Origin of the sequence: Nostocoides vanveenii (assembly GCF_039531165.1) — a bacterium.
GTDB classification, from domain to species: domain Bacteria; phylum Actinomycetota; class Actinomycetes; order Actinomycetales; family Dermatophilaceae; genus Nostocoides_A; species Nostocoides_A vanveenii.
On record NZ_BAAAPN010000052.1, the window covers coordinates 14,568 to 38,963 of the forward strand.

General features: G+C 66.3%; 23 protein-coding genes. 11 read left to right on the plus strand and 12 right to left on the minus strand.

Features of this window, described 5'->3' with window-relative positions; genetic code table 11:
* Nucleotides 1–124: 124 nt before the first annotated feature.
* Nucleotides 125–835 carry a TetR/AcrR family transcriptional regulator gene (locus ABD209_RS11545; RefSeq protein WP_344066340.1) on the minus strand — a complete coding sequence of 237 codons (711 nt, stop codon included), beginning with the start codon at nucleotides 833–835 and terminating at the stop codon, nucleotides 125–127.
* A gap of 193 nt (nucleotides 836–1,028) precedes the next feature.
* Here ABD209_RS11545 and ABD209_RS11550 point away from each other — a divergent pair, with 193 nt between their 5' ends.
* From ABD209_RS11550 to ABD209_RS11560, 3 genes are read left to right on the plus strand one after another with little or no spacing between them, the layout of a single operon-like run.
* Nucleotides 1,029–1,193 (plus strand): hypothetical protein, encoded by a 165-nt coding sequence (locus tag ABD209_RS11550; protein ID WP_344066343.1) that lies wholly within the window; start codon nucleotides 1,029–1,031, stop codon nucleotides 1,191–1,193.
* Nucleotides 1,190–1,972, plus strand: a complete 783-nt coding sequence (locus tag ABD209_RS11555; protein WP_344066346.1) for an efflux MFS transporter permease — start codon at nucleotides 1,190–1,192, stop codon at nucleotides 1,970–1,972. The genes ABD209_RS11550 and ABD209_RS11555 overlap by 4 nt, the downstream gene beginning before the upstream one ends.
* A gap of 1 nt (nucleotide 1,973) precedes the next feature.
* Nucleotides 1,974–2,171 carry a hypothetical protein gene (locus ABD209_RS11560; RefSeq protein ID WP_344066349.1) on the plus strand — a complete coding sequence of 66 codons (198 nt, stop codon included), beginning with the start codon at nucleotides 1,974–1,976 and terminating at the stop codon, nucleotides 2,169–2,171.
* Here ABD209_RS11560 and ABD209_RS11565 read toward each other — a convergent pair.
* Nucleotides 2,168–3,490 (minus strand): MATE family efflux transporter, encoded by a 1,323-nt coding sequence (locus ABD209_RS11565; protein WP_344066352.1) that lies wholly within the window; start codon nucleotides 3,488–3,490, stop codon nucleotides 2,168–2,170. The two genes, ABD209_RS11560 and ABD209_RS11565, sit on opposite strands and share 4 nt — an antisense overlap.
* A gap of 171 nt (nucleotides 3,491–3,661) precedes the next feature.
* On the opposite strand from ABD209_RS11565, the gene ABD209_RS11570 reads away from it, so the two are divergent.
* On the plus strand, nucleotides 3,662–4,378 hold the full coding sequence (locus ABD209_RS11570) for a hypothetical protein (protein WP_324387607.1): 717 nt from the start codon (nucleotides 3,662–3,664) through the stop codon (nucleotides 4,376–4,378).
* A 54-nt stretch (nucleotides 4,379–4,432) separates the two neighbouring features.
* Here the strand turns inward: ABD209_RS11570 and ABD209_RS11575 are convergent, their stop codons facing one another.
* The 5 genes from ABD209_RS11575 to ABD209_RS11595 all read right to left on the minus strand — a co-directional run bounded on the left by ABD209_RS11575 (nucleotide 4,433) and on the right by ABD209_RS11595 (nucleotide 8,680).
* Nucleotides 4,433–5,140, minus strand: coding sequence for a DNA alkylation repair protein (locus tag ABD209_RS11575; protein WP_344066356.1), 708 nt, complete (start codon nucleotides 5,138–5,140; stop codon nucleotides 4,433–4,435).
* 20 nt (nucleotides 5,141–5,160) lie between these two features.
* Complete coding sequence (locus ABD209_RS11580; RefSeq protein ID WP_344066415.1) at nucleotides 5,161–5,436, minus strand: DUF2277 domain-containing protein; 276 nt, start codon at nucleotides 5,434–5,436, stop codon at nucleotides 5,161–5,163.
* A 23-nt stretch (nucleotides 5,437–5,459) separates the two neighbouring features.
* Nucleotides 5,460–5,858 carry a hypothetical protein gene (locus ABD209_RS11585; protein ID WP_344066359.1) on the minus strand — a complete coding sequence of 133 codons (399 nt, stop codon included), beginning with the start codon at nucleotides 5,856–5,858 and terminating at the stop codon, nucleotides 5,460–5,462.
* Nucleotides 5,855–7,252 (minus strand): sensor histidine kinase, encoded by a 1,398-nt coding sequence (locus ABD209_RS11590; RefSeq protein WP_344066362.1) that lies wholly within the window; start codon nucleotides 7,250–7,252, stop codon nucleotides 5,855–5,857. The genes ABD209_RS11585 and ABD209_RS11590 overlap by 4 nt, the downstream gene beginning before the upstream one ends.
* 198 nt (nucleotides 7,253–7,450) lie before the next feature.
* Nucleotides 7,451–8,680: an acetyl-CoA hydrolase/transferase family protein gene (locus ABD209_RS11595; RefSeq protein WP_344066365.1), complete on the minus strand. Its 1,230-nt coding sequence runs from the start codon at nucleotides 8,678–8,680 to the stop codon at nucleotides 7,451–7,453.
* 388 nt (nucleotides 8,681–9,068) lie between these two features.
* On the opposite strand from ABD209_RS11595, the gene dnaB reads away from it, so the two are divergent.
* Nucleotides 9,069–10,427, plus strand: coding sequence for a replicative DNA helicase (gene dnaB / locus ABD209_RS11600; RefSeq protein WP_344066368.1), 1,359 nt, complete (start codon nucleotides 9,069–9,071; stop codon nucleotides 10,425–10,427).
* 243 nt (nucleotides 10,428–10,670) lie between these two features.
* Here dnaB and ABD209_RS11605 read toward each other — a convergent pair whose 3' ends face one another.
* From ABD209_RS11605 to ABD209_RS11625, 5 genes are all read right to left on the minus strand, one after another.
* A complete protein-coding gene (locus ABD209_RS11605) occupies nucleotides 10,671–11,126 on the minus strand; it encodes an ASCH domain-containing protein (RefSeq protein WP_344066371.1) in 456 nt (151 codons plus the stop codon).
* A complete protein-coding gene (locus ABD209_RS11610; protein WP_344066374.1) occupies nucleotides 11,116–13,167 on the minus strand; it encodes a GNAT family N-acetyltransferase in 2,052 nt (683 codons plus the stop codon). Before ABD209_RS11610 ends, ABD209_RS11605 begins: the two co-directional genes overlap by 11 nt.
* The gene (locus ABD209_RS11615; protein WP_344066377.1) at nucleotides 13,164–15,710 is read right to left on the minus strand and encodes a DEAD/DEAH box helicase; all 2,547 of its coding nucleotides are present in this window, start codon (nucleotides 15,708–15,710) and stop codon (nucleotides 13,164–13,166) included. Before ABD209_RS11615 ends, ABD209_RS11610 begins: the two co-directional genes overlap by 4 nt.
* Nucleotides 15,707–17,245 carry a site-specific DNA-methyltransferase gene (locus ABD209_RS11620; protein ID WP_344066380.1) on the minus strand — a complete coding sequence of 513 codons (1,539 nt, stop codon included), beginning with the start codon at nucleotides 17,243–17,245 and terminating at the stop codon, nucleotides 15,707–15,709. Before ABD209_RS11620 ends, ABD209_RS11615 begins: the two co-directional genes overlap by 4 nt.
* A 113-nt stretch (nucleotides 17,246–17,358) precedes the next feature.
* Entirely contained in the window at nucleotides 17,359–17,817 is a 459-nt protein-coding gene (locus ABD209_RS11625) for a hypothetical protein (protein ID WP_344066383.1), read from the minus strand.
* Between the two features lie 611 nt (nucleotides 17,818–18,428).
* On the opposite strand from ABD209_RS11625, the gene ABD209_RS11630 reads away from it, so the two are divergent.
* Genes ABD209_RS11630 through ABD209_RS11655 form a run of 6 tightly spaced genes read left to right on the plus strand, consistent with a single transcriptional unit; the run spans nucleotide 18,429 to nucleotide 24,301 of the window.
* Nucleotides 18,429–18,941, plus strand: a complete 513-nt coding sequence (locus ABD209_RS11630; RefSeq protein WP_344066386.1) for a hypothetical protein — start codon at nucleotides 18,429–18,431, stop codon at nucleotides 18,939–18,941.
* Nucleotides 18,934–21,153, plus strand: coding sequence for a hypothetical protein (locus ABD209_RS11635; RefSeq protein ID WP_344066389.1), 2,220 nt, complete (start codon nucleotides 18,934–18,936; stop codon nucleotides 21,151–21,153). The genes ABD209_RS11630 and ABD209_RS11635 overlap by 8 nt, the downstream gene beginning before the upstream one ends.
* A 1-nt stretch (nucleotide 21,154) precedes the next feature.
* Nucleotides 21,155–22,204 (plus strand): TniB family NTP-binding protein, encoded by a 1,050-nt coding sequence (locus ABD209_RS11640; protein WP_344066393.1) that lies wholly within the window; start codon nucleotides 21,155–21,157, stop codon nucleotides 22,202–22,204.
* The gene (locus ABD209_RS11645) at nucleotides 22,201–23,613 is read left to right on the plus strand and encodes a TniQ family protein (RefSeq protein WP_344066396.1); all 1,413 of its coding nucleotides are present in this window, start codon (nucleotides 22,201–22,203) and stop codon (nucleotides 23,611–23,613) included. The genes ABD209_RS11640 and ABD209_RS11645 overlap by 4 nt, the downstream gene beginning before the upstream one ends.
* Nucleotides 23,610–23,996 (plus strand): hypothetical protein, encoded by a 387-nt coding sequence (locus tag ABD209_RS11650; RefSeq protein ID WP_344066399.1) that lies wholly within the window; start codon nucleotides 23,610–23,612, stop codon nucleotides 23,994–23,996. The genes ABD209_RS11645 and ABD209_RS11650 overlap by 4 nt, the downstream gene beginning before the upstream one ends.
* A gap of 5 nt (nucleotides 23,997–24,001) precedes the next feature.
* On the plus strand, nucleotides 24,002–24,301 hold the full coding sequence (locus ABD209_RS11655; RefSeq protein WP_344066401.1) for a hypothetical protein: 300 nt from the start codon (nucleotides 24,002–24,004) through the stop codon (nucleotides 24,299–24,301).
* Nucleotides 24,302–24,396 lie beyond the last annotated feature (95 nt).

Below are 24,396 nucleotides of genomic sequence, written 5' to 3' on the forward strand. Positions count from 1 at the left end.
GAAGTCACTTCAACCTACACGTGAGGGGCGTCGGGGGTGGGGAAGGAGAGGCGCGCGGCTAGCCCGATACTCGTCCGACCTCAGCGGAGCGGATACGCGTGCAGAGCGCAGCGGCTCGACCGGGTCAGCCCGCCTGGAGGCGCAGGCCGGCGAGAAGCAGATCCAGCCCGGAGGCGAACTGATCGATGTCCTCGTGGGCCGCGAATTCCTGCGCAATCTCGTGGATGAACGGGTATCGCTCCGGGTCGGTTGCAAGCCACGCCCGCGCCTGCGCAGCTAGAAACTCCTGGCGATCGACATTGACGTATGCCGCGGCCAACTCCGGCGACTGGCCCAACTCCGCGCCCACGCCGGTCGTGTAGTTGACGATGGCCGAGACAGCGTGGAAGCGCTCGCGCGACGTCAGCGGCAGCCGGAGCACCTGCTGGCCGAAGCGCTCGTAGAGCACCAGCGAATTGGGCTGAAGCTTCACATCGCGCATCAGGTGCACGGCGATCCAGGGGTGCTCGTGCATCGTGGCGTAGAGCGCCATGGCGAGCGTGCGGAGCGCGGTGAAGGGGTCGCCGCCGGTGACTGTCGCGGCAGTCTGCGCGAGCAGTCGGCCGATGACCTCGTCGGCGGCACGCTGGATGAGTTCGTCCTTGCCGGCGACATACCAATAGATGCTGCCGACGCCGCCGCCGAGCCGCCCGGCTAGCGACCGAAACGTCAGCGCACCCTCGCCGGCCTCGTCGAGCAGCTCGATGGCGCCCGCGAGGATCGAGTCCAGCGAATGCTGGGCCCGGCGGCCACGCGCGGCCGCGGAGGCTACGGGTGCACGGCGAGCGGGCGGCATACGGCCATCCAAGCACAGGACTCGCGTTCAATCGAACGATGTTCTATTCTCGAACACAGTTCGATACCGAACCACGTTCGATTGGAGGTTCACCCACATGACTGCTGCTGTTGACCGCCGGCTCCCTGGCCGATGGCCTCGGCCGTCGCCGAGTCCTGCTCTGGGCGCTCACCGCGTTCGGCCTGCTCAGCGGGTGGTGCTGTTCGTCACCACCGCCGGGCAGCTCATTGCCGTGCGCGCCGCCCTCGGCAGCGCCGCGGCCGGGATGGCCCCGGTGACCATGTCCCTGGTCTACCGCCTTGTCGACGACGAGCGCCTACGGATGCGGGCCATCACGCTGATGATCGTCTCGGGATGAGCGGCTTCGCACTCGGCCCGATCCTCGCGGGCTCCATGCTCAGCCAGCTCGCTTGGCACTGGCTGCTCGCCGTCAACCTGCCGGTCGCCGCGATCGCCGTGCTTGGCGTGCGGATCGGCATTCCCGCCGACGCGCCCGGCGACCTGCACGACGCTCCCCTCGACGCGCCCGGCGCGGTCTTGACGATGCTGATGATGGGGAGCACGGCATACGTCCTGACGAGCGGGGTGGAGCACGGCTGGACCGCGCCGCTCACCCTCCTCGCTGCGCTGGTCGCGGTCGCCTCGACCGCCGGCTTCGTCCGGCGCGAACGCACGGCCGAACACCCCATGCTCGACCTGACTCTGCTGGCGAACCGGACGATCCGCGGTGCCGCGCTGGCGCAACTCGGCGGCAGCGTCGCGATGATCGGTGCGATCTTCGCGCTGACTCTGCACTTCCAGGACGCCTACGGGTGGAGCCCGATGCGCGCCGGACTGGCTAATCTGCCCTTCGTCGTCACGATGTTGCTCGCCACCCCGGTCGCCGAGCAGCTCGCTGCGCGCTTGGGGCACCGGATCGCCACCCTCGTCGCGGCGGCAACGCTGACGGAGCCTGGCGGGCATGGCCTGGGCAGTCCCGCACGGGTATGCCGCCATCGCCGCCGCAATGGTCGGGATGACCATCGGCCTGCGAACCATCATGACCATCTGCGCGATCGCGCTCGTCGATGCGATGCCGGTCAACCGCACTTCGGTCGGAGCCGCCCTCAACGACACCGCGCAGGAGGTGGGCACTAGCGTGGGAATCGCCGTCGTCGGCACCGTCCTCGCGGCTGCCCTCGGCACCGCCGGCGTGGGCGGTTGGGACAACGCGACCATTGCCGCCTTCCTGCACGGGGAACGCCTGGCCCTTGTCCTGCTCGCCGTCATCGTCGGCCCGGTCGCCACCTATGGCGCGAACACCCTCACCGACTCCCGCTCCATCGAAGAGAGTTAGTCGGCGCCCAGGACCAGCCAGGCATCGGTGCGGGCGCGATAGAGCAGGGCGGCGCCGCGGGCGAGCATGAAGCCGGTGAAGGCGACCCACAGATAGCCCAGCGCCGCGGGGGCCGAGGCGGGCGCAGCCCAGTGCACGGCCAGCGCCATCGGCACATAGACGATAAGCACCACGAGCATCGCCCAGGCCAGCCACCGCGCGTCACCGGCACCGATGAGCACCCCGTCGAGGACGAAGACCACCCCCGAGACGGGCTGGCTGAGGGCCACGACGAGAAGGCCGACGGCGATTGCGTCACGTACCAGCGGATCGGTGGTGAAGACCATCGGGATCACCCGGTGGCCGACCGCGAGCAGGACGCCGAGGCCCACGCCGCACCACAGGCCCCAGCGCACCATCAGCCGCGTCAACTCCCGCGCCTCGGCGGCGTCGCCGGCCCCCAACGCCTTGCCGGTCAGGGCCTGCGCGGCAATCGCGAGCGCGTCGAGCGCGAACGCCAGGAACGACCAGATCGTGGCACTGACTTGATAGGCAGCAAGCGAGACCACGCCCAGCCGCGCGGCGACCCAGGTGGTCAGCACGAGCACCGCCCGCAGCGCTAGGGTCCGCACCAGCAGCGGCACCCCACCCCGGGCAGCGGCGAGAACGCGCGCCGGATGGGGACGGACGCGGGCGCGGGTGCGAACGGCGTACCGCACGAGCACGGCGAGCAACCAGGCGGCCATGCCGGTCTGCGCGATGACCGTCCCGACAGCGGAGCCCGTTATGCCCCAATGGAATCCATAGACAAAGAGGACGTTCAGGGCGATATTCGCCCCGAACCCAGCAACCGAAACCGCCAGCGGCGTGCGCGTGTCCTGCAGGCCGCGCAGCACGCCGGTGCACGCGAGCGTTACCAGCATGGCCGGTATGCCGATCGCCGCCACCCGCAGGTAGCTCACCGCCGGCGCGAGGGCGGCGCCACTGCCGCCGAAGGCACGGCATACCGGCTCGGCGCAGAGCGCGAGCGGCACGGCGACAAGGGCACCCAAGGCGATCGCGAGCCAGGTGCCGTCGAGGCCGGCGGCGAGCGCGCCGCTGCGGGAGCCGGCGCCGAGTTGGCGGGCGACGACCGCGGTCGTGCCGTAGGCGAGGAAGACGAAGACGCCGACCACGGTGAGCAGGACGGCGCTCGCCAGCCCCAGACCGGCGAGCGCGACCGTCCCAAGGTGGCCGATGATCGCCGAATCGGCGAGCAGGAAGAGCGGCTCGGCGATCAGCGCGAGGAAAGCGGGCACGGCGAGCCGCACGATCTCGCGGGCCAGGCTCCGGTCATCCATAGCGCCCCAGTCTGCCCCGCCCCGTCGCGTGGCCGATTCAGCCCAATCGAAAGTGGACAGGCGCCGACTGGCGGAGACCCGACAGCAGCGCGTGGTATCACGGGACCGACGGCGCGGCTCCTGGTGGGCGAGCGGCCGCACTCGGCGACCGCTGCCTTTCAGGAGGGAATCATGGATCGACGCTCACTCTTGACCGCCGCCGCGGTCGTGCCGGTGACCGGACTGCTGCTGCCTGAGGCGGCCCACGCCGCACCGGCGGGATTCAACAGCACCTTCAACGGCAGCAAAGCCGGCTGGTCCAATGTCCGCGGCACGTGGACGCTCAAGCCCGGGAATCTCTACTCGCGCGGAATCCCCGGCATGCGTGTCTCGACCAAGCGCACGGGCAACTACAGCGACTTCTACTACGCGGTGCGGATGCGACGCCGTGGGAACTCGACCGGGGTAGCCGCCAACGCCTTGGTCGTGCGCGGCAACCCGGGCAGTGTCGACGGCACAGGCAACTGGAAGCCGTCCTATCTCTTCCAGTACGCAAACCAGGGCTGGTATTCGGTCTGGCGCATCAATGCCAACGGCACGGAGGGAGCAGTGGTCAATTGGACCCGAACCTCGTCGGTCTTCTCCACCGGGTACAACTTCGTTGAGGTCTGGGTCGACGGCGACTACCTCGACTTCCACATCAACGGGACCCACCAGTGGTCGGGATACGACTCCGCGTTGAGCTTCGGCCAGGTCGGAATCAGCTACTACACCGAGCCCAGCAAGACCGCGGAGTGTTTCATCGACTCGGCCTCCCTCACGATCATCGGCTCCCGGCGCGAGCCGTGCCGGCTGGGTGCGGCCGGTCGCGCCGTGCCCGGTGGCTCGATCAATATGGCGCCTCGCTGATCGCTTCCGCCCGACGAAGACGAGCCGTATGCCCGCGGGGTGACCCCGCGGGCATCAGCGGAGGTGTTTGAGCGCCTCGCGCTTGCTCAGCCCGGACAACTCTGGCTCGTGCGCGGCGACGAAGGCGCGCACCCAGTCGGGGTCGACGCGTGCGTACTGCCGTAGCGCCCAGCCGATCGCTTTGCGGACAAAGAACTCGTGCCCGTATGCCGTGCCCTCCACGTTCGCCTCGATCACGTCGGTCAGCAGCGCGGTGTCGGTGCGGTCCTTGAACGGGAGCTGGCTGATGATCGCTGAGCGGCGCAGCCAGAGGTCGTCCGCGCGGGCCCACTCCCGCATCGTGGGCGTGACGGCCGCGTTGTGCTGGAACAGAATTGGCGAGATGCAATGGCTGGTCACGTCGTCGACGTAGTCCCACCAGGCGCCCGTCACGACCAGGTGGCGATAGAGCCCGAGCGTCATCGGGTCCTGCCACGCGCGGGCGCTGCGGTGCTGCGCGAGGAGCGACGCGGCATACCGCTCCTCGCGGAAGGCGGCGTCGTCCCAGAGGAGGCGAACGGCATACGTCCATTGGTTGCGGGTCTGCGGCAGCGGCGTGGCCGCTAAGGTGGCGCGCGCGATCGAGCGCAGGTGCGGGCTGGTGATGCCGCGGTAGGGCATCACCGATTTCATATAGCGCTGCTGACCGGCTGCGCGCTCGGGGTCGCCGTGCTCACCGAGGGCGCGCCGGAGGGCGGCGACGATCGGGGGTGCGTCCTTCACGTATGCCGTGGCTCGCGCCGTCAGGCCGGCCGGCCGTAGCGCTCGGCCGCACGGGCGCGGGCCTTGGCCGCCTCGACCGTCCGGTCCTTCTTCGGGCCGGTGGTCACCAGATCGTCGAGCAGGTGCGCGGTCACGTGCGCGATCTCGGCGACCGCCTTGTCGAAGGCGGCCTGATTCGCGGCCGAGGGTTTCGTCGTCCCGGCGACCTTGCGGACATACTGCAAGGCCGCGGCGTGGACCTCGTCGCTGGTGGCGGGCGGCTCGAAGTTGTTCAGCGGCCTGATATTGCGGCACATGCCCGGCATCGTAGGCGCCTGGCTCACGTCGGGTCCGACGCACCCGCTCGGGTGATCGAGAGCATCGAGAAATCGTCATCGGTCATTGCGCGAGTGACGACCCCGTCAGGTGCGGCCACGGAGGCCAGAGGACCGGCGGTGACCGAAACAGACGCAGCATCCGGGCCGGTCGCGACGGCCCGAATCGTGGCGGTGGCGCCGAGAGTGGGGAGGCTATCGCGGAGCACGCGCGCCACGAGGGTGAGGATGACCAGGTCATGGAGCGGCTCAGTCTGGAGTTCCACGTGGGTGCCGCGGCGGCGGGCGATCTCGATCTGGACCTTGAGGGCGGGGGCGACCGTGCCGAGGAGCAATGGATTGCGCAGCTGGTCGCGCAAGGCAAGTTCGGTGCGGGCCGCGGCCGCGCGTTCGTCGTCGGTCAAGGCTGGTCCAAGAGCAGCGCCGTCATCGTGAGCATGCCGACGGCGAACACGACATTGAGCACGGGAAGGCGCGCCGTGTCGAGGTAGAGCCAGCCGATCGCGAGATAGCCGGCTTGGATCAGCGAAAGCGCGAGCAGCAGGACGGGATGCCGCAGGATGTGCAGATCCGGCGCTGGGGAGGCGATGGAGGCCGCAGCCGGCGGGATGGTGAGGGTGATCTGCGTGCCATTCCCGGGGGCGGAACGAACCTGCGCCGTGCCACCGACGGTCCGGAGCCGGTCGCCGATGGCCACCCGCAGGCCATAGCGCCCGACATCGACGCGGGCCGGATCAAAACCCACGCCGTCATCGAGGATCGTCACCTGCGCGCCGGCGTCGAACCGGGCGTGGACCGACGCCTCGGACGTGCCTGGATGACGCCGGACATTTGTCAGGGCCGCCACCGTCGCATCGAGCAGTGCGGCGGCTTGCGTTCCATCGGCCGGCTGCCCCCGCTGCTGGATGTCGACCTGCAAGCCGAGGGCCGCGGCCTGATCGGCGACGGCAGCCCGCCAGCGATTGGGCGGAGCGCCGCGCATACCGTCTCGCGGGCGGTTGAGGGCCTGGTGGGCCTGGCCTGCTAGGTCACGGGCCACGGCCCGAGCGGGTGCGTCGGTGGCCGACGTCGCCTGCACCAAAGCCCCAAGCACGACATTGTGGATCATGTCGTCGAACTGGGCGCGTGCCCGAAGGGCGGCGCGCGTCGCTGCTTGGGTGGCGGTGGCCCGGTTGGCCACTTCTTCGGCGTGGTTGATCGTGGCGACCAGTTGGGTGACAACGCCGTAGAGCACGGCGAAGGCAAGCACGCACGCGGCGAAGTACACGCTCTCGCAAGTTCCTTGATAGACACCGACACCCGCGATGCGCGCGCGTGCGGTGACCACGCCGAGGAGAAGCGCACTGGCGACGGCCGTCCGCACCCCGAAGGCGACCGGCATGAGCATCATCCCCGGCATCACCAGGATGTGGAGCGGCGAGTAGGGCAACGTCGGCCACCGCGGCGCTCCGGCAAGACCGTAGAGCACGAGCACGACGAGCGTGACCGCGGCAAGAATCCGGATCGGGCCGAAGTCACTCGGTCGCAGCAAAGTGCCGGCGACGCACAGCACGGTGCACGGCACCATCACGGCAAAGGCCACGACCATCGGCCAGGTCCGGTAGGCGTCATAGTCGTCGACGGAGCCCAATGCTGTCGCGATCGATGCGACCAGGCCGACGGCCGTCGCGCGGGTGATGCCGAGGGCGACCTCGCGAGGCAGGGGCACGTCCATACGTTGCCCTTGCGCCCAGCGGGCACCCAGCCGAAACGCGAGAGCCGAGACGCCGCGACGGGCGTCCAGCGACGTGTCGGACATGGCGGACGAGACCTCCGGACTGGGGGGCGAGACCGGTGACGAGTCAGCGGGACGTCAAAATGAGTCCCACAACCCATCCTTTCGCTCCTAGCGGCCCGAGAGTCAGATGCGCATCGAGACGTCTGCAATCTGTCCACTTCGACGCGAGCCTTCCAAAGGCGCAACGGACATCCCGCTCTCGCTGCCGTCTGTCAGTCGTCAGGCGAGGCCGAGGTTGGCGGCCTCCTCCCAGAGTTCGTCCCGCACGTCGGGGTGGGCGGCGTCGCGGATAAGGTGGCGGGCCTGGGCCTGCTGGGTGTAGCCGAGCAGTTCGGCGACCCCTTGCTCGGTGACGACGGCGGACTGCTGGAAAGAGGTCACCGGCTCATCGATCAGCGGCACGATCGTCGAGACATCGGCCTTCGGGTGCCAGGAGCGCATGGCCATGAACGCCTGCCCGCCCGGGGAGTGCAGCGCCCCGACGATGAAGTCGGTCTGCCCGCCGAAGCCGGAATAGATGCGGGCGTTGATGCGGCTGGCGTTGGCCTGGCCGAAAAGGTCGATCTCGAGAGCAGTGTTGATCGACGTCATCGAGCGCTGCAGGGCGATCAGGGTCGGGTCGTTGGTGCGTTCGGTGCGCATCATCCGCACGCGCGGATTGGCGTCGAGCCAGTCGTAAAGCTCGCGAGTGCCCATCAGGAAGCTCGTGGTCAGCGGGTGGTTCGGGTCCATTGCGCCGCCACGTTCGAGCGACAGGACGCCGTCGGAGAAGGTCTCGGTCCACACGCGTAGGCCTTTGTGGCCGTGCAGTTGGGCGATGGTCGCGTCCGGGATGGCGCCGATGCCGGCTTGCAGTGTCGCGCCATTGGGGACGCGGACGGCGACGAGTTCACCGATGCGGTTGCTGTCGTCATCGGGGGTGGCTGGCTTGATCTCGGGAAGGGGCGTGCTGACCTCGATCGCAGAATCGACGTGGTCGACGGGGACTTGAGCGTCGCCATACGTATAAGGCATCTGGTCGTTGATGACGGCGATGATCCGGCCGGAGCGGGCACGGCAGGCCTCGATGGCGGCGGGGAGGATATTGCACTCGATGCCGAGGCTGAGCTGGCCGTCGCGCGGCGGAGCGCAATGGATGACGACCGCGTCAGGCGGGAGCGGCCCCTTGAACAGGTGCGGGACAAGCGAGAGGCGGGCCGGAACGTAGGCCAGCCCCGGGTGCTTACGCATCCCCGCGCCGACGAAGCAGGTCTCCGCGGTGACCCCGTCGCGCACCGGTGCAGCGCCGACGCTGGCATTCAGGGCGTGGATGGTGACGCGCTCGAGGGCCGCGTCGATAAGGGGGATGGCGTCGGTCGGGATGGCCGCATTGCCACTGATGACGATGCGGGGACTGGCGGGGAGGGCAGCGAAGATGCCCTGGAGTTCCGCGGGCGTGACGATCTGCATAGCGCCAGTCTCTCCCGGGTGCGGCGGGCGTGCCAGCACGGGTCGCCTAAGGCGGTCACGTTGCCCAGTTTCCGTGGATAACTCGGTCAGGTGACACGCCCGGAATTTCTTTTGTCCCCATTGCCTTATGGTCGTTTGCGCAGGTCAGCGCGTTACGTGCGGGGTTACTGCTCGGTCTCCACAGGCTTTTCCCCCGGGTGTGCACAAGGGGGGCGGGCGTGTTGCACAGGCTGTCCACACGGCATACACAAGGCGTCTTTGGAGTGTCGCGCAGGGGTGCTCTACGGTGTCGCGATCCCCTCTCCCACGCCGCTCGGCCGGGTTGTCGGTGGGCCCTGATCTACTTCGAGGTGGACGCGGGAATGGCTCGGAAAGGTCGTGGTCGTCGGTGAGCATCGCGCAGCTCGATGTGGGGGCATACGGGTCGCCGGACGGCCCCGGTGACAGCCGCCTGCCCCCGCAGGATGTGCACGCGGAGCAGTCGGTGCTCGGCGGGATGCTGCTGTCGAAGGACGCGATCGGCGATGTCGCCGAGGCCCTGAAGTCGACAGACTTCTACCGGCCGGCACACGAGCTGATCTATGACGCGATCGTCGACCTGTTCTCTCGTGGCGAGCCGGTCGATGCGATCACGGTCGCCGATGAGATGACCAAGCGCGGCACGCTGCAGCGCATCGGCGGGCAGGCCTATCTGCACGACCTGATCCAGTCGGTGCCGACCGCGGCGAACGCCGGCTATTACGCGACCATCGTCTCGGAACGCGCGGTGCTGCGGCGCCTGGTCGAGGCGGGCACCCGGATCGTGCAGTTGGGTTATGGCCAGGGTGAGGGCGATGTCGATGACATCGTCAACCGCGCGCAGGCCGAGGTGTATGCCGTGGCCGACAAGCGCGGCTCCGAGGACTATGTCGCGCTCGCGCAGACCCTGGAGGAGACGCTCAACGAGATCGAGGTCGCGTCGGGGCGTACCGATGAGTTCACCGGCGTGCCGACCGGCTTCCACGAGTTGGACGAGTTGCTGCACGGCCTGCACAAGGGCCAGATGATCGTCGTGGCCGCGAGGCCTGCGGTGGGTAAATCTACGTTCGGAATGGATATCGCTCGCGCGGCCGCGATCAAGCACAAGATGGCGACGGCGTTCTTCTCCTTGGAGATGAGCCGCACAGAGATCTCGATGCGTGTGCTCGCGGCCGAGGGGACGATCTCGCTGCAAGATCTGCGCAAGGGCACGATCGGCGATCACGGCTGGGAGAAGCTTGCCGCGTTGGTCGGCAAGATCTCGGACTCCCCGCTCTATATCGACGATTCGCCGAATATGTCGCTGATGGAGATCCGTGCCAAGTGCCGGCGCTTGAAGCAGCAGCACAACCTGAAGCTGGTCGTCATTGACTATCTGCAGTTGATGAGCTCGGGCAAGAAGGTCGAGTCACGCCAGCAGGAGGTGTCGGAATTCTCACGGGCCCTGAAGCTGCTGGCCAAGGAGATCGAGGTCCCGGTGATCGCGATATCCCAGCTCAACCGTGGCCCCGAGCAGCGCACCGACAAGCGCCCCCAGATGTCCGACCTTCGCGAGTCGGGCTCAATTGAGCAGGATGCGGACGTTGTCATCTTGCTGCACAAGGACAAGGAGCGCGAGGGTGAGGCCGACGTGCTGGTGGTCAAGCACCGCAACGGCCCGACCAAGGACATCACCCTGGGCTTCCAGGGCCACTACGCCCGCTTCGCCAACATGGCCGCGAATTTCTGATCGTCTTTGTCGAGATGCAGCGAAGATGTCACAAACCGGGTTCGTATGTGTCATAAACCGCGTGTTATGAATGGACCAGATTTAGAGCGTGGCTTGTTATAGGTGGCGTGGCGATGGTGCCTGCTCACGAGTAGGCACCACGGGTCTCTCCGCTTGGCAACGAGCGGAGACGTCGCTTCTTGCCCGATCCAGTTGCGGGCAAGGGTGACGCGGCTGATCAGCCTCGTCGCATGTGAGCATTGACTACCTGGGTTCGGCCAGGGTCGTCCTGAGCGTCGAGCCCATGAACGCGGCGACGCGGTCCGAGTTCAGGAAGTGCCAGGTCTGAGGAGGGTGCCACGAGCGGCGCTGGCGAATGCTATCGAGAGTAATCGGCTGGGAGAGCACGCTTACGTTCCTGATGTGCAAGGCCACGCACTGAGATGAGTCGCTGAAGTACGCGTCGTACTCGGCACTGGTGATGGACGCTCGCTCCAGCAGGACATCCTTGAGTTCTCGGGGGTCACCCACCTCGACGCTGTCGATGACGCAGGTGGCGACGACCGCACGCGTGGGTGAGGTCGCATAGAGGGCAACGGGTTGTCCCGCCTCAACCAGTGGACGCGTCTTGCGTAGTTCAACAGTCTTCTCGCCCCGCATGATGCTGTTCGCGTGCTTCGTGTGTATGGACATGACCATCAGTCGGGAATTAGTCGGCATCTCGGTGTCCCTCTCGGATGACGGCTTGGAAGAGCGCCTGGCTGACCCGATGGGCCCCAACGGGGTTCACCCCGTCCTTGGTTTTGGCTGCAAGGGACCTGAGTCGGGCCAATGACACCGGGACGGGGAGGAGTTCGGTGTCAGTGACGTTGAGTGCACGGACAAGCCCGTTCTCGTTCGCGGCACCCTTCACGTCATCGAATGTGTAAACCCCGAGACGACGGAAGTCGCGGTAGAGCTCCTTCGGCTGTCCGTCTCGAACGTCCATCAGCAGGCTGCAACCGAAGACCTCGCCACCCGGGTCACCGCTGAGGTACCAGAGGACCCTCCCGGGCGCGGTTTCGCCCGCCCTGCCCTTCTTGTAGTAGACGTGTTCTGTGCTGAGAGCGAGGCCCAGACTCCGCGGGAGGAGCATTGCCGGATGTCCAAAGAGCTCGGATGCCCAATGCCTCCGTATGGGCACCAACCACGTGGGCAAGTCGGCGTCTAGGAGTCGCAGCGGTCGAAAGGCGTGTTCCAACGCGGCAGGTGAATCCTTGGACAAGGACTGAGCCAGACCCAACAGGGCGTCTGCCTGGGCCTGGCCGAGGCTGTTCGTGGCCCTGGCCAAGACAAGACTCAACGCAGCCGAGGGAACCCGCTCATCGATCGTCAACGCAGCGAAATGACCGGCAGCCACCTGCGTAAACCCGTCGGATTGAAGCGCCTTGGGCAATGTTGGAGACAGGTGGTCGTCCTGCACGATGATGCTTGAGCAGTCCAGTGCACGGGCAGTGTCCCTGAGGTAGTGCGCTACTTGTGCGGCCAAAGTGGTCTCTAGCACACCTGTCTGAACTCTCGCGAAGCTCACCGTGAGGGTCGACGTGCGCGCCGTGGCGCCGACAGCGGCCAAGACGTCCCCTTCGGGATCTTCCACCAACGTCAGGCGTGAGTTTGGCCTGGCGGCCGAGATCTCTTCAAGCCGACGGTCGAAGTCCCTCCGCCGTTCGCCAGTCCCGTGGCTGAGCAACGGAGCGGCGAGGTCAGGGTTGCTCGAAATGTCTCTCAGAGACAACTCAGTGGCGCTGAGCGCAGCCGGTGCGTAGGCGCCTGCGTGCTCGCGCTCGTGGATTACCGATGCCAAGGTGCCCGGCGTGCACACCGTGACACCGGCAGCCTCGTCCGCGACGACCTTGAGCGTGCGTCTAACCTTCCGGTCACGCGTGACCACTATGGCCGCGCCAGATGCCGCTGCCCAAGCAACATGTCGAAGGTCGCTACGGTCTTGCTCCGACTTCGTCGGATGCGAGCTGGTGCCCGCAAGTCGTCCCACCCAACGGTCTACTTCCGGGACAGAGGCACGCAGACGGGGGTACGTCTGGGCGGTCTGCATAAGCCTTTGCCTCTCCGCTGGGTCTTCCTGACGGTAGAGCTCATTCAACAGCTCGGGTGTGACAACGAGCTCCACGCGGTCCGTGAGCGCGTCAATCAGCTGCCGCGTCTGCTGGCTAGTCTCGGTTGATTGGCGGCTGTGCAGGTCGATGAACACATTGGCGTCGATCACTGCGGTGAGCGTGCTTCCGCCCGGAGCCCAGGAGAAGAGGTCTGGGTGTCCGAAGTCGTACCACCATTCAGTCAGAATGCCGCCGTCAGACCCGCGGCCCGGTCTCTCTCCGAGCGAAACGAAGCCCAGTTTGGGCCACATTGCGTTGGCCGCCCAGTCCCGCCTGCAACTGAGGCCGATGCCTCTGCGCTCGTGGTGCCGGCTGGCGAGTTCCTTGACTAGGACGCGGGCCACCCCCCGCTCCCGGGCGTCAGGATGAACGACGAGGTGGGCGATTCGAACCTCGGCTCGTGGAACACGATAGGCGGTATAACCGAGCAATTGCCCTCCCTCGGTAGCCACCAAGATGTGCCTTGCGTCCGCGTAGTCTTCCCACGCCGCGTGGGGTAGGAACCCGAGCTTCTTGGTCTCCCTATCTCCGAGAGCCTTGGCTTCCTCAAACAGCCTGGACCCAGGGCCCGGCGTCTCAAGTTTCATGCTGTCGGGCTCGGCGTTCATCGGAAGACCTGGCTGCCCGACCTAAGCGCGTCCCACGAGGTTGCAGCGGCGCAGACGGACTCTGAAGCCAGGAGATAGGCCCACGTCTCGTGGACCTCGGCGGAGGCATTCACGGTGTTGACCCAGGCCGCCGCTGCGTCTCGCTTGGCGATCACGATGGGTGAGCTCATCTCGGAGTCGCGTTTGCCTTCGACGATCCAGTGCACACCTTCAGCGTCGATGACGATGAAGTCGGGTTCGTACTGTCGCTGGACGGCGCCCGACAGGTACGTGATCCGGAGCGGGACGGTCTCGTCGACGCGGACCCATGCCCGGACGGCACTGGACCGCTCGAAAAGATCGGCCAGGACGAACTCCGTGGAGTAGGCGTCGAAGTCGTTGACCTCGTACACCGCCTTTGCGTAGCCGGCATAGGGATAGCCGCGGACGAACTCGCGGGAGGAAGTCACGACCTGCCGATCGGCGGGTGGCTTGGTCTCGTACCGCTCGGAAGGCTCGGGCCAGCGCACCGGCCGTACCTCGCGCACCTCCCGAGCGGGCGACGAGGTCTGTTTGGTTGCGATCCATTCGGTCAGGCGGGCAGTGGCCAGCCTGCCGTGCTCGGGCCGCCATGGAGTCGATTCAGTGACCCCCGCCCCGGCCAAGAAGGCCTTGGCCACACCAACGGCCGCGTTAAGCTCGCCGACCGAGGCCTCGACAGCGTTGGTGCGGATGAGCCGCCCAACGAGGTCATTCTCGATCGTGTCGAACGGCATGACCGTCTGGCTGGCGATGACCTGCTCGACCTGGTCGCGGATGACCACGTGCGCTTCGCCGGAGCTGTCGCGCTCGGCATCAACTGCCTTGCGCATCAAGGTGGGCGCGTTGTCCTTGGCGAACGTTTGCCCCAGCGCCTCGACTGAGTCGAGATTGATCGAGGCAAGCGTGAACCGATCGCGTACCCAACGCGTGACGACCGACGGCAGGAAGAGCGGAATGGACACGCCACCCGGGGTGCGAGGAGTGAGCACACGCCGCAACGCCTCGTTCGCTGCAGCGCCTGCGTGCACGCGGTCGTCAAGTGTGGAAACCATGAGACCGGTGTGCCGCGTGGCCTCGCCGGGTTCCTCGTCAGGATCGAGGTCGAAGAGAGTGTCCTGGTTCGGGTCGGTGGCCGCGAATCCTGGCAACTCGAACTCCACCGTCCCAGAGTCCGGGAAGGAAACGTCCGCGGGCATCTCGCCATCGGCACCGAGGCCGACGCCGGAGGCATGGCGTCCGTCGATCGGGTTGACGACCATCGATGCTTCATCGACGCGATCACCGAGGGTCTGCTCGAGCAGCGACTTTGCTTGTTTGAGGAGGCTGGCGAACGACCGGTGGGACAGGACCTCGACGGTATCCAGCATCGGGTTCCCGGTCCGTTGGCCGAAGGGGAGGCGCAGCCCCCGGCCGAGGATCTGCTCAGTCAGCAGGTTGGACTCCATCGAGCGAACCGAGGCGATGACGTAGATGTTCTTGACATCCCAGCCTTCCTTCAGCATCGAGACCGACACCACCGCACGAACTGGAGAGTCCGGATCTTCGAGCTTGTCCAGCAGGGCCAGCGTGGTGTCGGGCTCTTCGGACGTCACGAGCAGCACCTGCTCCGCCGAGCCCAACATGTCGGACCCCACGAGCAGATCGCGATACTCCGTTGCCTCCTCGATCGTCGAGGCGACCAAGAACATGACCGGCTCGGCGAACTTCCTCCCACGGACCTGACCGCAGTAGGCGAGCATCGCCTCACGCTTGGCATCCAGCAGGGTCAACCCGTCCGCCAGTTGAGTGCGGACGTCATGGATCCCGTCCTGTCGCGTGACCAGTACCGGGATCTTGACCCAGCCATCCGCGATCGCCTCAGACAGGGGATACCGGTAGACGATCATCGACTCCGACGACTCGTGTGGCGTCGCCGTCAGGCCGATGGTCGCCAGCGGGTGCAGCTCGGTGATGGCGGCTTCGAACTTCTTTGCGGAGCCGGAGTAGTAGACGTGGTGCTCGTCTGCGATGACGACGAGGTCCTCGGCGGTCTCAAGATAGGTGCGTACCGCGGTACCCAGCGTCTCGTGGGGCTGGAACGCCCGTCGCCGGTCGGCCTTGTTGGGCCGCAGCAGTGACTGGACCGTGAAGACGAAGACCTTGAACCGGTCGGGATCCGCAAGAGCGGCGCCCACCTCGCCACGCTCGACGGTGTCCAGCGTGATCACCATCGGACGCGACTGCAGACCACGCAGGTACTTCGGGTGCCCCGGCGTCAGGTTGTCAATCGTCTTGCGTTGGATCGTCGAGCCGGGCGTGACAATGAGGACGTTGCGCACCCCCGACTCATGGAGGTAGTCGAGCAACCCGCCGGCGATGTAAGTCTTGCCGACGCCCGTCGCCAGATCAGCGATGAAGCGGGCACCTGGCTCCGCAGTGTCCAAGGCCTTCGCCACAGCATCGAGGGCGAGCTGGTTTGGCTCGCGCAGGTCGAGGTTGTAGCTGACCTGCTCGACCAGTCCCGGGTCGTAGTCGATGCTCACGACTGCGATCCTTCCGTCGATCCATGGGTATGCCGTGTGGTGGCCTCAGTGCGTCGACGCATCCGCTGAGCGCCGGACGTCAGCAGATCGCGTGGCGCCTTCCTGATGCGTGACCCCGGGCTGATCTCCTTCAGCAGGGTCTCCGCCTCCTCGAGCACGGACTTCGCGACGACGGTGACTCGTTCCTTCTCGCCGAGTGCACCGACGATCTGACGGATCTCCTCCGGCCCGACGGCCCCGTCGATCACGGCCAGTCGCATCCGTCCACGCACCCCGCACAACGGGGCCGCGTCCGCTTGAAACTCGAATCCGAGTTGACCAGCGACGGCTCGAGCGAAGCGCCCGTTCTTAGCCCACTCAGCCAGGAGGACACCGAACGGGGTGTCCTCGTACATCGAGGCGCCGACCGTCACCGTCCGGAAGCCGCCACCGCCCTCCCAAGCGACACCTTTCGTGATGCCGCCCGGGTCCTGCCCGCGGACGACTTTGGTGAGCCGAGGCAGCGTGAACTGCTCAACCGTCGAGGGCGATAGCTCCGCCGTGATCCACCGCCGCCCCATCTTGTGCGCTACGGCTGCAGTGGTGCCGGACCCTGCAAAGCAGTCCATCACAACGTCGTTCTCATTAGTAGCGACACGGAGAACCTGGGCCAGAAGCCGCTCCGGCTTGGGGGTCGAGAAGGAGTCCTTCCCGAACATCTTCGAGAGTTCCTGCTTGGCCTCTCGGTTGTTACCGACGTCCTCGTGAAGCCACACCGTGTTTGGGACGAGTCCACCCAGTTCTGCCTGGAAGCGCTTCCTAAAGGGGAAGGTTCGGCCTGTCTTGCCCCACCACAGCCGATCGTCCGCTCTCAGTGCCTCGAACGATTCCTGTGAGACTCCCCACGGACGTCCTGGCCGTGGCTTGAAGACGTCGCCATGTGGCCCCACGACTTCGTAGTGACCGTCTGCATAGGGCTTGGACGCGGTGAGATCGCTACGCCTCCAGGGGCCGCGGGGATCGTCGTCTGGGTTCCAGAAGTCGGCGTCGCTCTTAGCCGAGCGAGCCATCCGATTGGGCCGCCAGCCGGGTGCATTTCGCGCGTAGACCAGCATGAAGTCGTGGTCGGAGGAGAAGTGCATCGCGGAGTTGTTCCGCGCGTGGATCTTCTGCCACACGACAGTGGCGATGAAGTTTGCTGGCCCGAACACCTCGTCCATGAGGAGGCGCATGCGGTGCTGTTCGGCGTCGTCGAGGTGGACCCAGACTGACCCATCAGATGCAAGAAGATCGCGGATCAGCAACAGGCGCTCACGCATGAACGAGAGCCACGTGGAGTGCTCCATCCAGTCGTCGTAGTGCTCGAACGCCTGCCCCGTGTTGAAGGGCGGGTCGATGTAGACCAGCCGGACCTTGCCGCGGTAGATCGACCGGTACTCGGGCACCTCGCACAGGATCCGCAGCACGTCCAAGGAGTCGCCGGTGAAGAGAAGGTTCGCGGTATGCGGGTCCTCAGGGACGTCACCGATGATGCCCCTGAAGTCGCTCAGCCTCACCTCTGAGGTGGCTGGGTGATCTCGTTGCACCCAGACCGGCTTGCCGGTTGTGTCCTTCGGTACGAGAAGGAACTGGTCCTTGCCGGGCCACAACAGTTCAAGACGCGGACCGGTCACGTGCGTCCGCCCTTCACGACAGCGGGCCCGGTCTCAGCGTCGAAGTCCACTCCGACGTAACGGGCAAGTGCCCAGCGCCTCTGGCCGATTGCTGAGTCCAACTCTTCTCCCTGTCGTCGGGTCGTGCCTGGGCGTGCCCGGACTACCTCAAGGTCTTTCACCTCGGCCACCAAGCGATCACGCACCCGATCGTGCTGCTGACGGCAGGTCTTCGAACAGAAGAGCTTCGGTCTGCCTTGACCTCTCATCTTTGGCCAGGCGCAGAACTCTGTGCAGGTCGGGTTGAGACAGCGGTATCCCTTCTCCTCGAGCGGCACGCACTCGTCCAGCATCTCCAGGACGCGTGGGACGGGCGCGTCTGGCTCAGCAGCCATCAAAGTCTCAAGGGAGCGGGTCATCTGCAGGTCTCGTCGGTCGTCACGCTGGTCAGGCGCAGTCGGGTTGGTGCCGCTCACAGTACCTCCTTTGAGTCGTATCTCTCCATCCTTGCCAAAGAGTGTATGGAGAAATATGACGTTGTGGACTGACCTGCGGAAACACCTCAGCAGACGCGCAGGGTGGACAGGTCGCAGCAAGGCAGTGGCTCGTTCGCTCAGACTCCCACCTGGCCGCGCGCCTTCCCGTGTGGAGTAAAACGACGCGTCAAAGTCCCCCAAGATGCTTGCCATGTCGGGCGTGCCGCAGCTACTGTGATCGCCAAGGTTCAACGCCGAGGTCTGCGTCCGACAAGTGAGGGCGCATCCTGCTGGAACAGGACACGCCCTCGGCGGCGGACCCGATGGAACGCTCTATGACAAGCGAGGGTCCTCCGTTGGATCAGTGTATGGAAAGCAGGAAGTCGCGGCCAGTCCCTGTGGGGCAGGTGGTGGACTGGACGTTCCGGATCGGCTCGGAGTCTCCGCAGCGCTGGGACTGGAGCGACGGCGCGCCCGACGTGCGCCAGCTCGCGCCGATCCGAACACCCCGGTCTACGGAGAAGTCGAGGCACATCCCGGTGCAGGCCCACTGCTTCGTGACGCAGACGATGCTGAGGCTGGAGTCCGGATTGGAGTAAGACCTGATCCTGATGGTGGAACGGGACCCGAAAGCCGTCTGGGTCGTTCCCCAGCCCGCCCGGCTGGGAATCAAGTCCGGGAACGGCCGGCGCACCGTTCACACGCCCGATCTGCTGGTCCTGGACAAGGACGACGAGGTGACTATCTGGAACGCACGTTCCTCGGAGCGGCAGGACGACAAATTTCTCGCACAGAGCCGGGCCGCCGAAGCCGCCTGCCATGAGGTGGGCTGGCGCTACGACGTCTTCCCAGGTCACTCGAGGGCGAAGAAGTACAACCTCAGGTGGCTGGCGGCATACCGGAGACCGATGCCCTGGCACGCGGCAGCCAAGCCCGCGCTGGTAGAGATCTGCGGGAGGTCGGCGCCGACCGTTGGTCATGTCCTCGACACTGACCACGGATCCGGACACTTGATGTCGGCTCTGTGGCACTACGTCTGGCGCGGAGAGCTCGCCGTTGACCTCGATCGCGCCGTCCGCCGATCGACGCCGATCTCTTGGGTAGGGGAGCCGACCCATGCTTAGGGCGACCGTCGAGGTGCATGTCGGGGCGCGCATCCTGACCAACCGTGGCGTCGCCGTCATCACCGAGCTCGACCGGCATGGCGTGCGCCTGAAGGACTCCACCGGGCATACGTACTTCACCGCCTTCACCGAACTCGAAGCACGAGAGATCACCGGCAACGGCGTCGAGGCCCTTCACGCATCCCTGCTGCCCTGGTTCGCTCAACTGCCCGAAGATGTCCAGGCGACCGCCCTGTTCCGTCAAGAGTGCGTCATGGAAGCCAAGACCGGGTTCCGCACCGGGCTTGCCGAGCTTGCCCAGCCAGGCGAGCCGTTCTGGCCCTTCGGCGAGTCCTACGGGCTCAGCCTCACCAAGCGCTACGAGGCCATGAGCAAGGTCATCAGCTTCGAACGCTCCGTCAACAGGGCGATCATGCAACGTGTCTACGACGGAGAGCTGAAGTCTCCGACGGTGGCACCTCGCACGCTGCTTCGTTGGGACACCTTGTGGTGCAAGGAAGGGCTCGCCGGTCTTGTCGACGGTCGAAGCCTTCGGGACCGTCAAGGTTTCGACGCCCTGGACGCGAGCTTCCGGCGTATCGCAGAAGAGCAATTCCGCCATTTCGACGGCCGCCATAGCGCTGTCAGCCGCAATGAGATCGAGCGTCGCATCCGCCTGCAGATGAAGCAGGAGGGCATCGACGTCGGCAACCTCCCCGAGCGGCTGATGGAGGAGTACCTCAGTCATCATTGGCGGGCGCTCGGACGGACCACACGAGCTCACAAGTCCCGGAGCCTGCGCAAGGTGTCTGGGCACGAGAGCTTCGCCGCTCAGCACCCCTCCGCCTGTTGCACCGACATCACCAGGGGTGACAACCTCATCTGGGATCCGATCCAAGACCGACCGGTCAGCGTCGAGATCGGCTCGATGCTCAGCATCTCCACCCGGGTGGTCACAGCGATGAGGCTGTTCCCGCGGTCCGCCAACGGTGTGGACGTCGGTCTGTTGCTCTACGACACGATGCGTGAGCAGTCGATGCTCGTTGAATCCGGCCCTGACGGGCCCACGATCGATGACTGGCGTTGGGTCGGTGTCCCGGAGTCCCTGGACTTTAGCGGCAACCCGGTCCACAGCGGCAGACGCCGTGCCACGAAGGCAAGCTGTTCCATCATCGGTGAGCACCGGTCCCCAGCCGTGACCCCGTCAACCGTGCGGTCGGACCACGGCTCTATCTACGTCGGCAAGCACTTCCGCTCCCTGCTCGAGCAGTTCGGCATCACCCTGCAGCTGAGCAGAGGCAAGAAGCCCAGCGACAACCCACACATCGAGCGACTCCACGAGACCTACCAACGCTTCTACCAGCAGTCGCCGTCCTTCAAGGGCCGCGGCGTCTACGAACGCGGGTCGTGGGTCGGCGTCGTCGCCGACGAGCCCATGTGCACCGCCGAGAAGTACCTCACTGACTTCCAACGCTTCCTCACCCTCGACTACCACCGCCAGCCCCACGATGGACTGGTCCTGCCCGGAGCGCCAGGGATCCGCCTCACCCCGTTGGAGTACTGGGACGCGCTGGCCACAACGACTGGTCGAGTGACCATCCCTGTGCACCCCGACCTGATCTACCAGTTCCTCCCCATCATCTGGTTGGCACCCGGCCACGCCGGCGTGGAGTTCAAGAACCTCACCTATGACGACGAAGTCCTCGAGGAGTTCCGCGAGGTCCGCAAGGGCACGTTCAGGGAGCAAGACGGCGCGATCCCGTTCCACCACGATCCTCGCGACATGACACGGGTCTGGTTTCGCCATCCTGACACCGATCGGATCCACGAGATCGGTTGGCGCGGTCGGCACCTTATTGACGCTCCGCTCGTCGACGTCCTCGTCGACCGCGTCAACCACCGCATCAAGGAACGGGGTGGGAACCGGGTCCTCAAGAAGCGCACGGTCATGCTGCAGATCATCGACGAGATCGGGGACCTGACCACGCCGAAAGGCAACGACGAGTCGCGCGCCCAGTTGTCCGCGGCATACATCCGCTGGGGACAGGCCCAGCGAGACCACGCCGAGGTCGCCGAAGCCCATCACATCCTCGACCATGCGCGCCGCTCCAACGTGTTGAGGCTCCTTACCGCATGCGTGGCCGGCGGAGACGACCCAGGCGCCGACGCCCAACCCGACGCCGAATCACGCGTCGACCAGCCATGGCCCGACTACCGACAGATGATGGTCTGACATGGACGCCCACGACTGGCACCGGCAGGCGACGGCCACGCCGCCCGAGTGGCCCGAGCCGGTTTCCTACAACGATTACGACAAGATGCCCGGTCGGGAGAAGACCGACTACTTCCGACACCTAGCCACTGCCATGAACGCTGAGATCCTGGTCTCCAGGCCGATGGCAGCAGCCCAGTCATATCTCGACGAAGTCGTAGCGGCGAACCGACTCAGACCACCAGGCGCCATGCAGATGGTGGCCCTCACCGCCCCGTTCTCGGCCGGCAAGTCGACCCTCATCAAGCAGTGGGGCTTCCGCGTGTACCGCGACACCCTCGGCACGCAGATGAAGCACGACCGACCAACCTGGTCCCCCGAGCCGGGGGTGACCGCCGACTGGTGCCCCGTCGTCTACGTCACCTTGATGGCCTCCAGCTCCATCAAAGAGGTCAACGCCTTGATCCTGCTCTACCTCGGCTATCCGCCCGAAGGATTGGCCAGGACCACCACTACCCGCGTGCTGCACGCCTTGCGGATGCACGGCGTCCGGGTCGTGATCCTCGACGACGCCCACATGCTCCGCTCCACCAACGCCCAGGGGCGCGCAGTCCTGGACTACATCAAGTTCCTCAACACCGAGCTCGGCGAACGTTGTAACGGCACCGTGATCCTCGCCGGTGCCCATCTGGACAGCACCACGATCCTGGACGACCCGCAGATCCGAGCCCGCCTCACCACCATGACCGTCGGCGCCTTCCAGATCACTACCGTCGACGAACGCGCAGCCTGGCAAGAACTGCTCCACACCGCCGAGGAACGCCCGCTTGACCACCTGCCCGACGCGGAACCCGGACTGTTCGTAACCGGTCTGGCACACCACGTGTGGCAACGCACTCAAGGCTTTGTCGGAGAGGTCGCCAAACTCGTCGCAGGCTCGGTCCTCGATGCCTTCCATGACCGGCGCTCCACCATCACCCGAGACGACCTCGACGCCGTCACCCTCAGCGAACGCTCCCTCGACGGACAGATCGAAACCGCAGCCACCGGCAGAAGGAAGAGGCGGCCGTGAGGACTGCTCCCCTCCCAGTTCGGCCCGAGCCCGGAACGCGCGAGCCCCTCTCCCGGTATGCCGTCAGGCTGGCCGATGCGAACGGCGTCCCCCCATCCCGGGTCCTACCTCCGTGGCGGCACGACATCGACGTCCCGAAGAACGAGCTGGCCACTATCTCCGCGCTGGGGAAACTCCAGCCAGCGGAGGCAGCCCGGATGACGATGGACCGCTATCCGCTGGCGATCCGTGGCCACGGACCCCAACATCGTCACGGATGGCGCCTGCACCACTCCGTGAGATGGATCTGCCCGACCTGCACCCCCTCGACCGGCCACACGGATCTGCTCTGGCAGACCGCACTCATGCCGGTCTGCCTGCAATGCGACCGCTATCTCACACGGGCCGGCACGGCTCGCGCCGCGATTCCGGCCACGCCTCGCGTTCTCGAACTCGCGGACATCCTCGGCGAGCTCGCAGAGGCCTCCATCGACGACCGACGTGCAAGAGAGCGGCTCTACCGCCTCCGTCGCCGCTGCCAAGCAAGCGCCGCCACCATCACCGCCACGGACAGCGACAGCGGGGTGCTTCCGTCGATCGACGTCAATGCGGCTCGCAAGTGGACTGCCTACCCCTGCCCAGACCCGGTCACCGCGGCCGCGCTGCTCATCCTGGCGGGCGGACGACTCCGACGTGAGAAGCGGACCAAGCCCCGCCACCTGCGCAGGCATCAGTCAGCCGCGTTCACGAGCTCTGACCGTGACCGCCTCGAATGGTTCCTCACCCGCATCCGCCACCACATCACCCACGACGGCCTCCACCCAGACCACGTGCCCGCGCTGTTACCCCAGCTGGCCGGCGACAATGAGCGAGGACCAGGAGCCTGGCTCTCACTCACCCGCGCCGCGACCGCCCTACACTTGCTCATCAACACCGCCAGCGGTCGCGACCCGTCACCGGAGGTGTCGACTCAGGCTCTGGGCGTCCACGGCATACCAACCTGCCTGCTGATCGACGGCGTCCACACCGGTGCCGGTCTACGTGCGCAGGACTGTGACCTGCTCACCGAGGCCTTGGACCGCCTGCTCGCAGACGGACTCGTCGACTACCAGCGACGGCGCGACATCCTCCGGCCCGTCACCTGCCTCCCCAGCAGCACCACCCGACGTCTGCCCGCGGCCTCGCGTGCCGTCAGCGACCGGATCCTTGCTTTGGCGTGGATCTGGACCAGGTTCACTCACGGAACCCTGCGCTCCAGCCCCTGGCCAACAACCCCCGACCGCGACGTAGCCGCCTTCGACCGGGCCATCGACCCAGAGACGCGTCTGATCCTGCATGAGGCCGGTCAGCAGCTCCTCGCAGACGCCGACCTCCTACAGATCCCCGCGAACGAGACCACCTGGGTCGGCATCACCAGGAGATACGGATGACACCAGGCACCGGCGCTCCAATCGAGACCTTGCAGCAACTGGCACGGCGCATGCTCCACACCATCAACGACACCTCCATCGCCGCGATGGACGCCAGCTTCTACGCCCACTACTTCGAAGAGCTGCGCCTGATCGTCGAAGCCTTCCTCGACGACACGCAGGGTGCCCCAGCCGTTCCGGGGCACCAAATCTGGATCGTGTGGGACTGCGCAGACCCGGTCGCCTGCTTCCTCACCCGACATGAGGCAGCGGAGGCGCAGGCCGACCTTCGGCACCAGATCCTGTGCGAGTACGGCCCAGACCCAGAGCTTATGCAGAGCGTCACCGTCAGCACGGCGATCCTCGAACCCACCAGGTGCGCAACGGCAGGCATGGGCCTATGAGGGACATGAGCCGAGAAGTCCTCGCCCGTGACGCCGCATGGAGCCTCGCCGACGGCAACTGCAAAGGCATGGCCGCCGAGTGGGGCGCCTGGGAGAGGACCTATCTGGCTGCCGATGCCATCGATGACCGCGCCCGGACCCTCCTCGCGCCATCCGCCATCTGTGCAGGCTGCCCCATCATCACGGAGTGTGCTGACCTCGCCGTGCTCTCTGGCTACACCGGCATCGCTGGCGGCCGCGCCTACCGGAACGGCCGCCCGGATACCTACCGCCTACGGCGACCCTCCCGCGAGCAGTCAGCATGAAAGCCGGTGCCGCTCTGCCGGTCGCCGCTCGCGGCTGGGCTCCGGCCCACGGCACCCAGATCTGCCCCGACTGCCTCGCCGAGACCGGCGCCTGG

Excerpts from the sequence above, each read along its gene's own strand:
- ABD209_RS11545 (WP_344066340.1), bottom strand. The coding sequence starts at position 835 with ATGCCGCCCGCTCGCCGTGCACCCGTAGCCTCCGCGGCCGCGCGTGGC.
- ABD209_RS11555 (WP_344066346.1), top strand. The coding sequence starts at position 1,190 with ATGAGCGGCTTCGCACTCGGCCCGATCCTCGCGGGCTCCATGCTCAGC.
- ABD209_RS11565 (WP_344066352.1), bottom strand. The coding sequence starts at position 3,490 with ATGGATGACCGGAGCCTGGCCCGCGAGATCGTGCGGCTCGCCGTGCCC.
- ABD209_RS11570 (WP_324387607.1), top strand. The coding sequence starts at position 3,662 with ATGGATCGACGCTCACTCTTGACCGCCGCCGCGGTCGTGCCGGTGACC.
- ABD209_RS11580 (WP_344066415.1), bottom strand. The coding sequence starts at position 5,436 with ATGTGCCGCAATATCAGGCCGCTGAACAACTTCGAGCCGCCCGCCACC.
- ABD209_RS11590 (WP_344066362.1), bottom strand. The coding sequence starts at position 7,252 with ATGTCCGACACGTCGCTGGACGCCCGTCGCGGCGTCTCGGCTCTCGCG.
- ABD209_RS11595 (WP_344066365.1), bottom strand. The coding sequence starts at position 8,680 with ATGCAGATCGTCACGCCCGCGGAACTCCAGGGCATCTTCGCTGCCCTC.
- ABD209_RS11605 (WP_344066371.1), bottom strand. The coding sequence starts at position 11,126 with ATGCCGACTAATTCCCGACTGATGGTCATGTCCATACACACGAAGCAC.
- ABD209_RS11610 (WP_344066374.1), bottom strand. The coding sequence starts at position 13,167 with ATGAACGCCGAGCCCGACAGCATGAAACTTGAGACGCCGGGCCCTGGG.
- ABD209_RS11630 (WP_344066386.1), top strand. The coding sequence starts at position 18,429 with ATGGTGGAACGGGACCCGAAAGCCGTCTGGGTCGTTCCCCAGCCCGCC.
- ABD209_RS11635 (WP_344066389.1), top strand. The coding sequence starts at position 18,934 with ATGCTTAGGGCGACCGTCGAGGTGCATGTCGGGGCGCGCATCCTGACC.
- ABD209_RS11640 (WP_344066393.1), top strand. The coding sequence starts at position 21,155 with ATGGACGCCCACGACTGGCACCGGCAGGCGACGGCCACGCCGCCCGAG.
- ABD209_RS11650 (WP_344066399.1), top strand. The coding sequence starts at position 23,610 with ATGACACCAGGCACCGGCGCTCCAATCGAGACCTTGCAGCAACTGGCA.
- ABD209_RS11655 (WP_344066401.1), top strand. The coding sequence starts at position 24,002 with ATGAGCCGAGAAGTCCTCGCCCGTGACGCCGCATGGAGCCTCGCCGAC.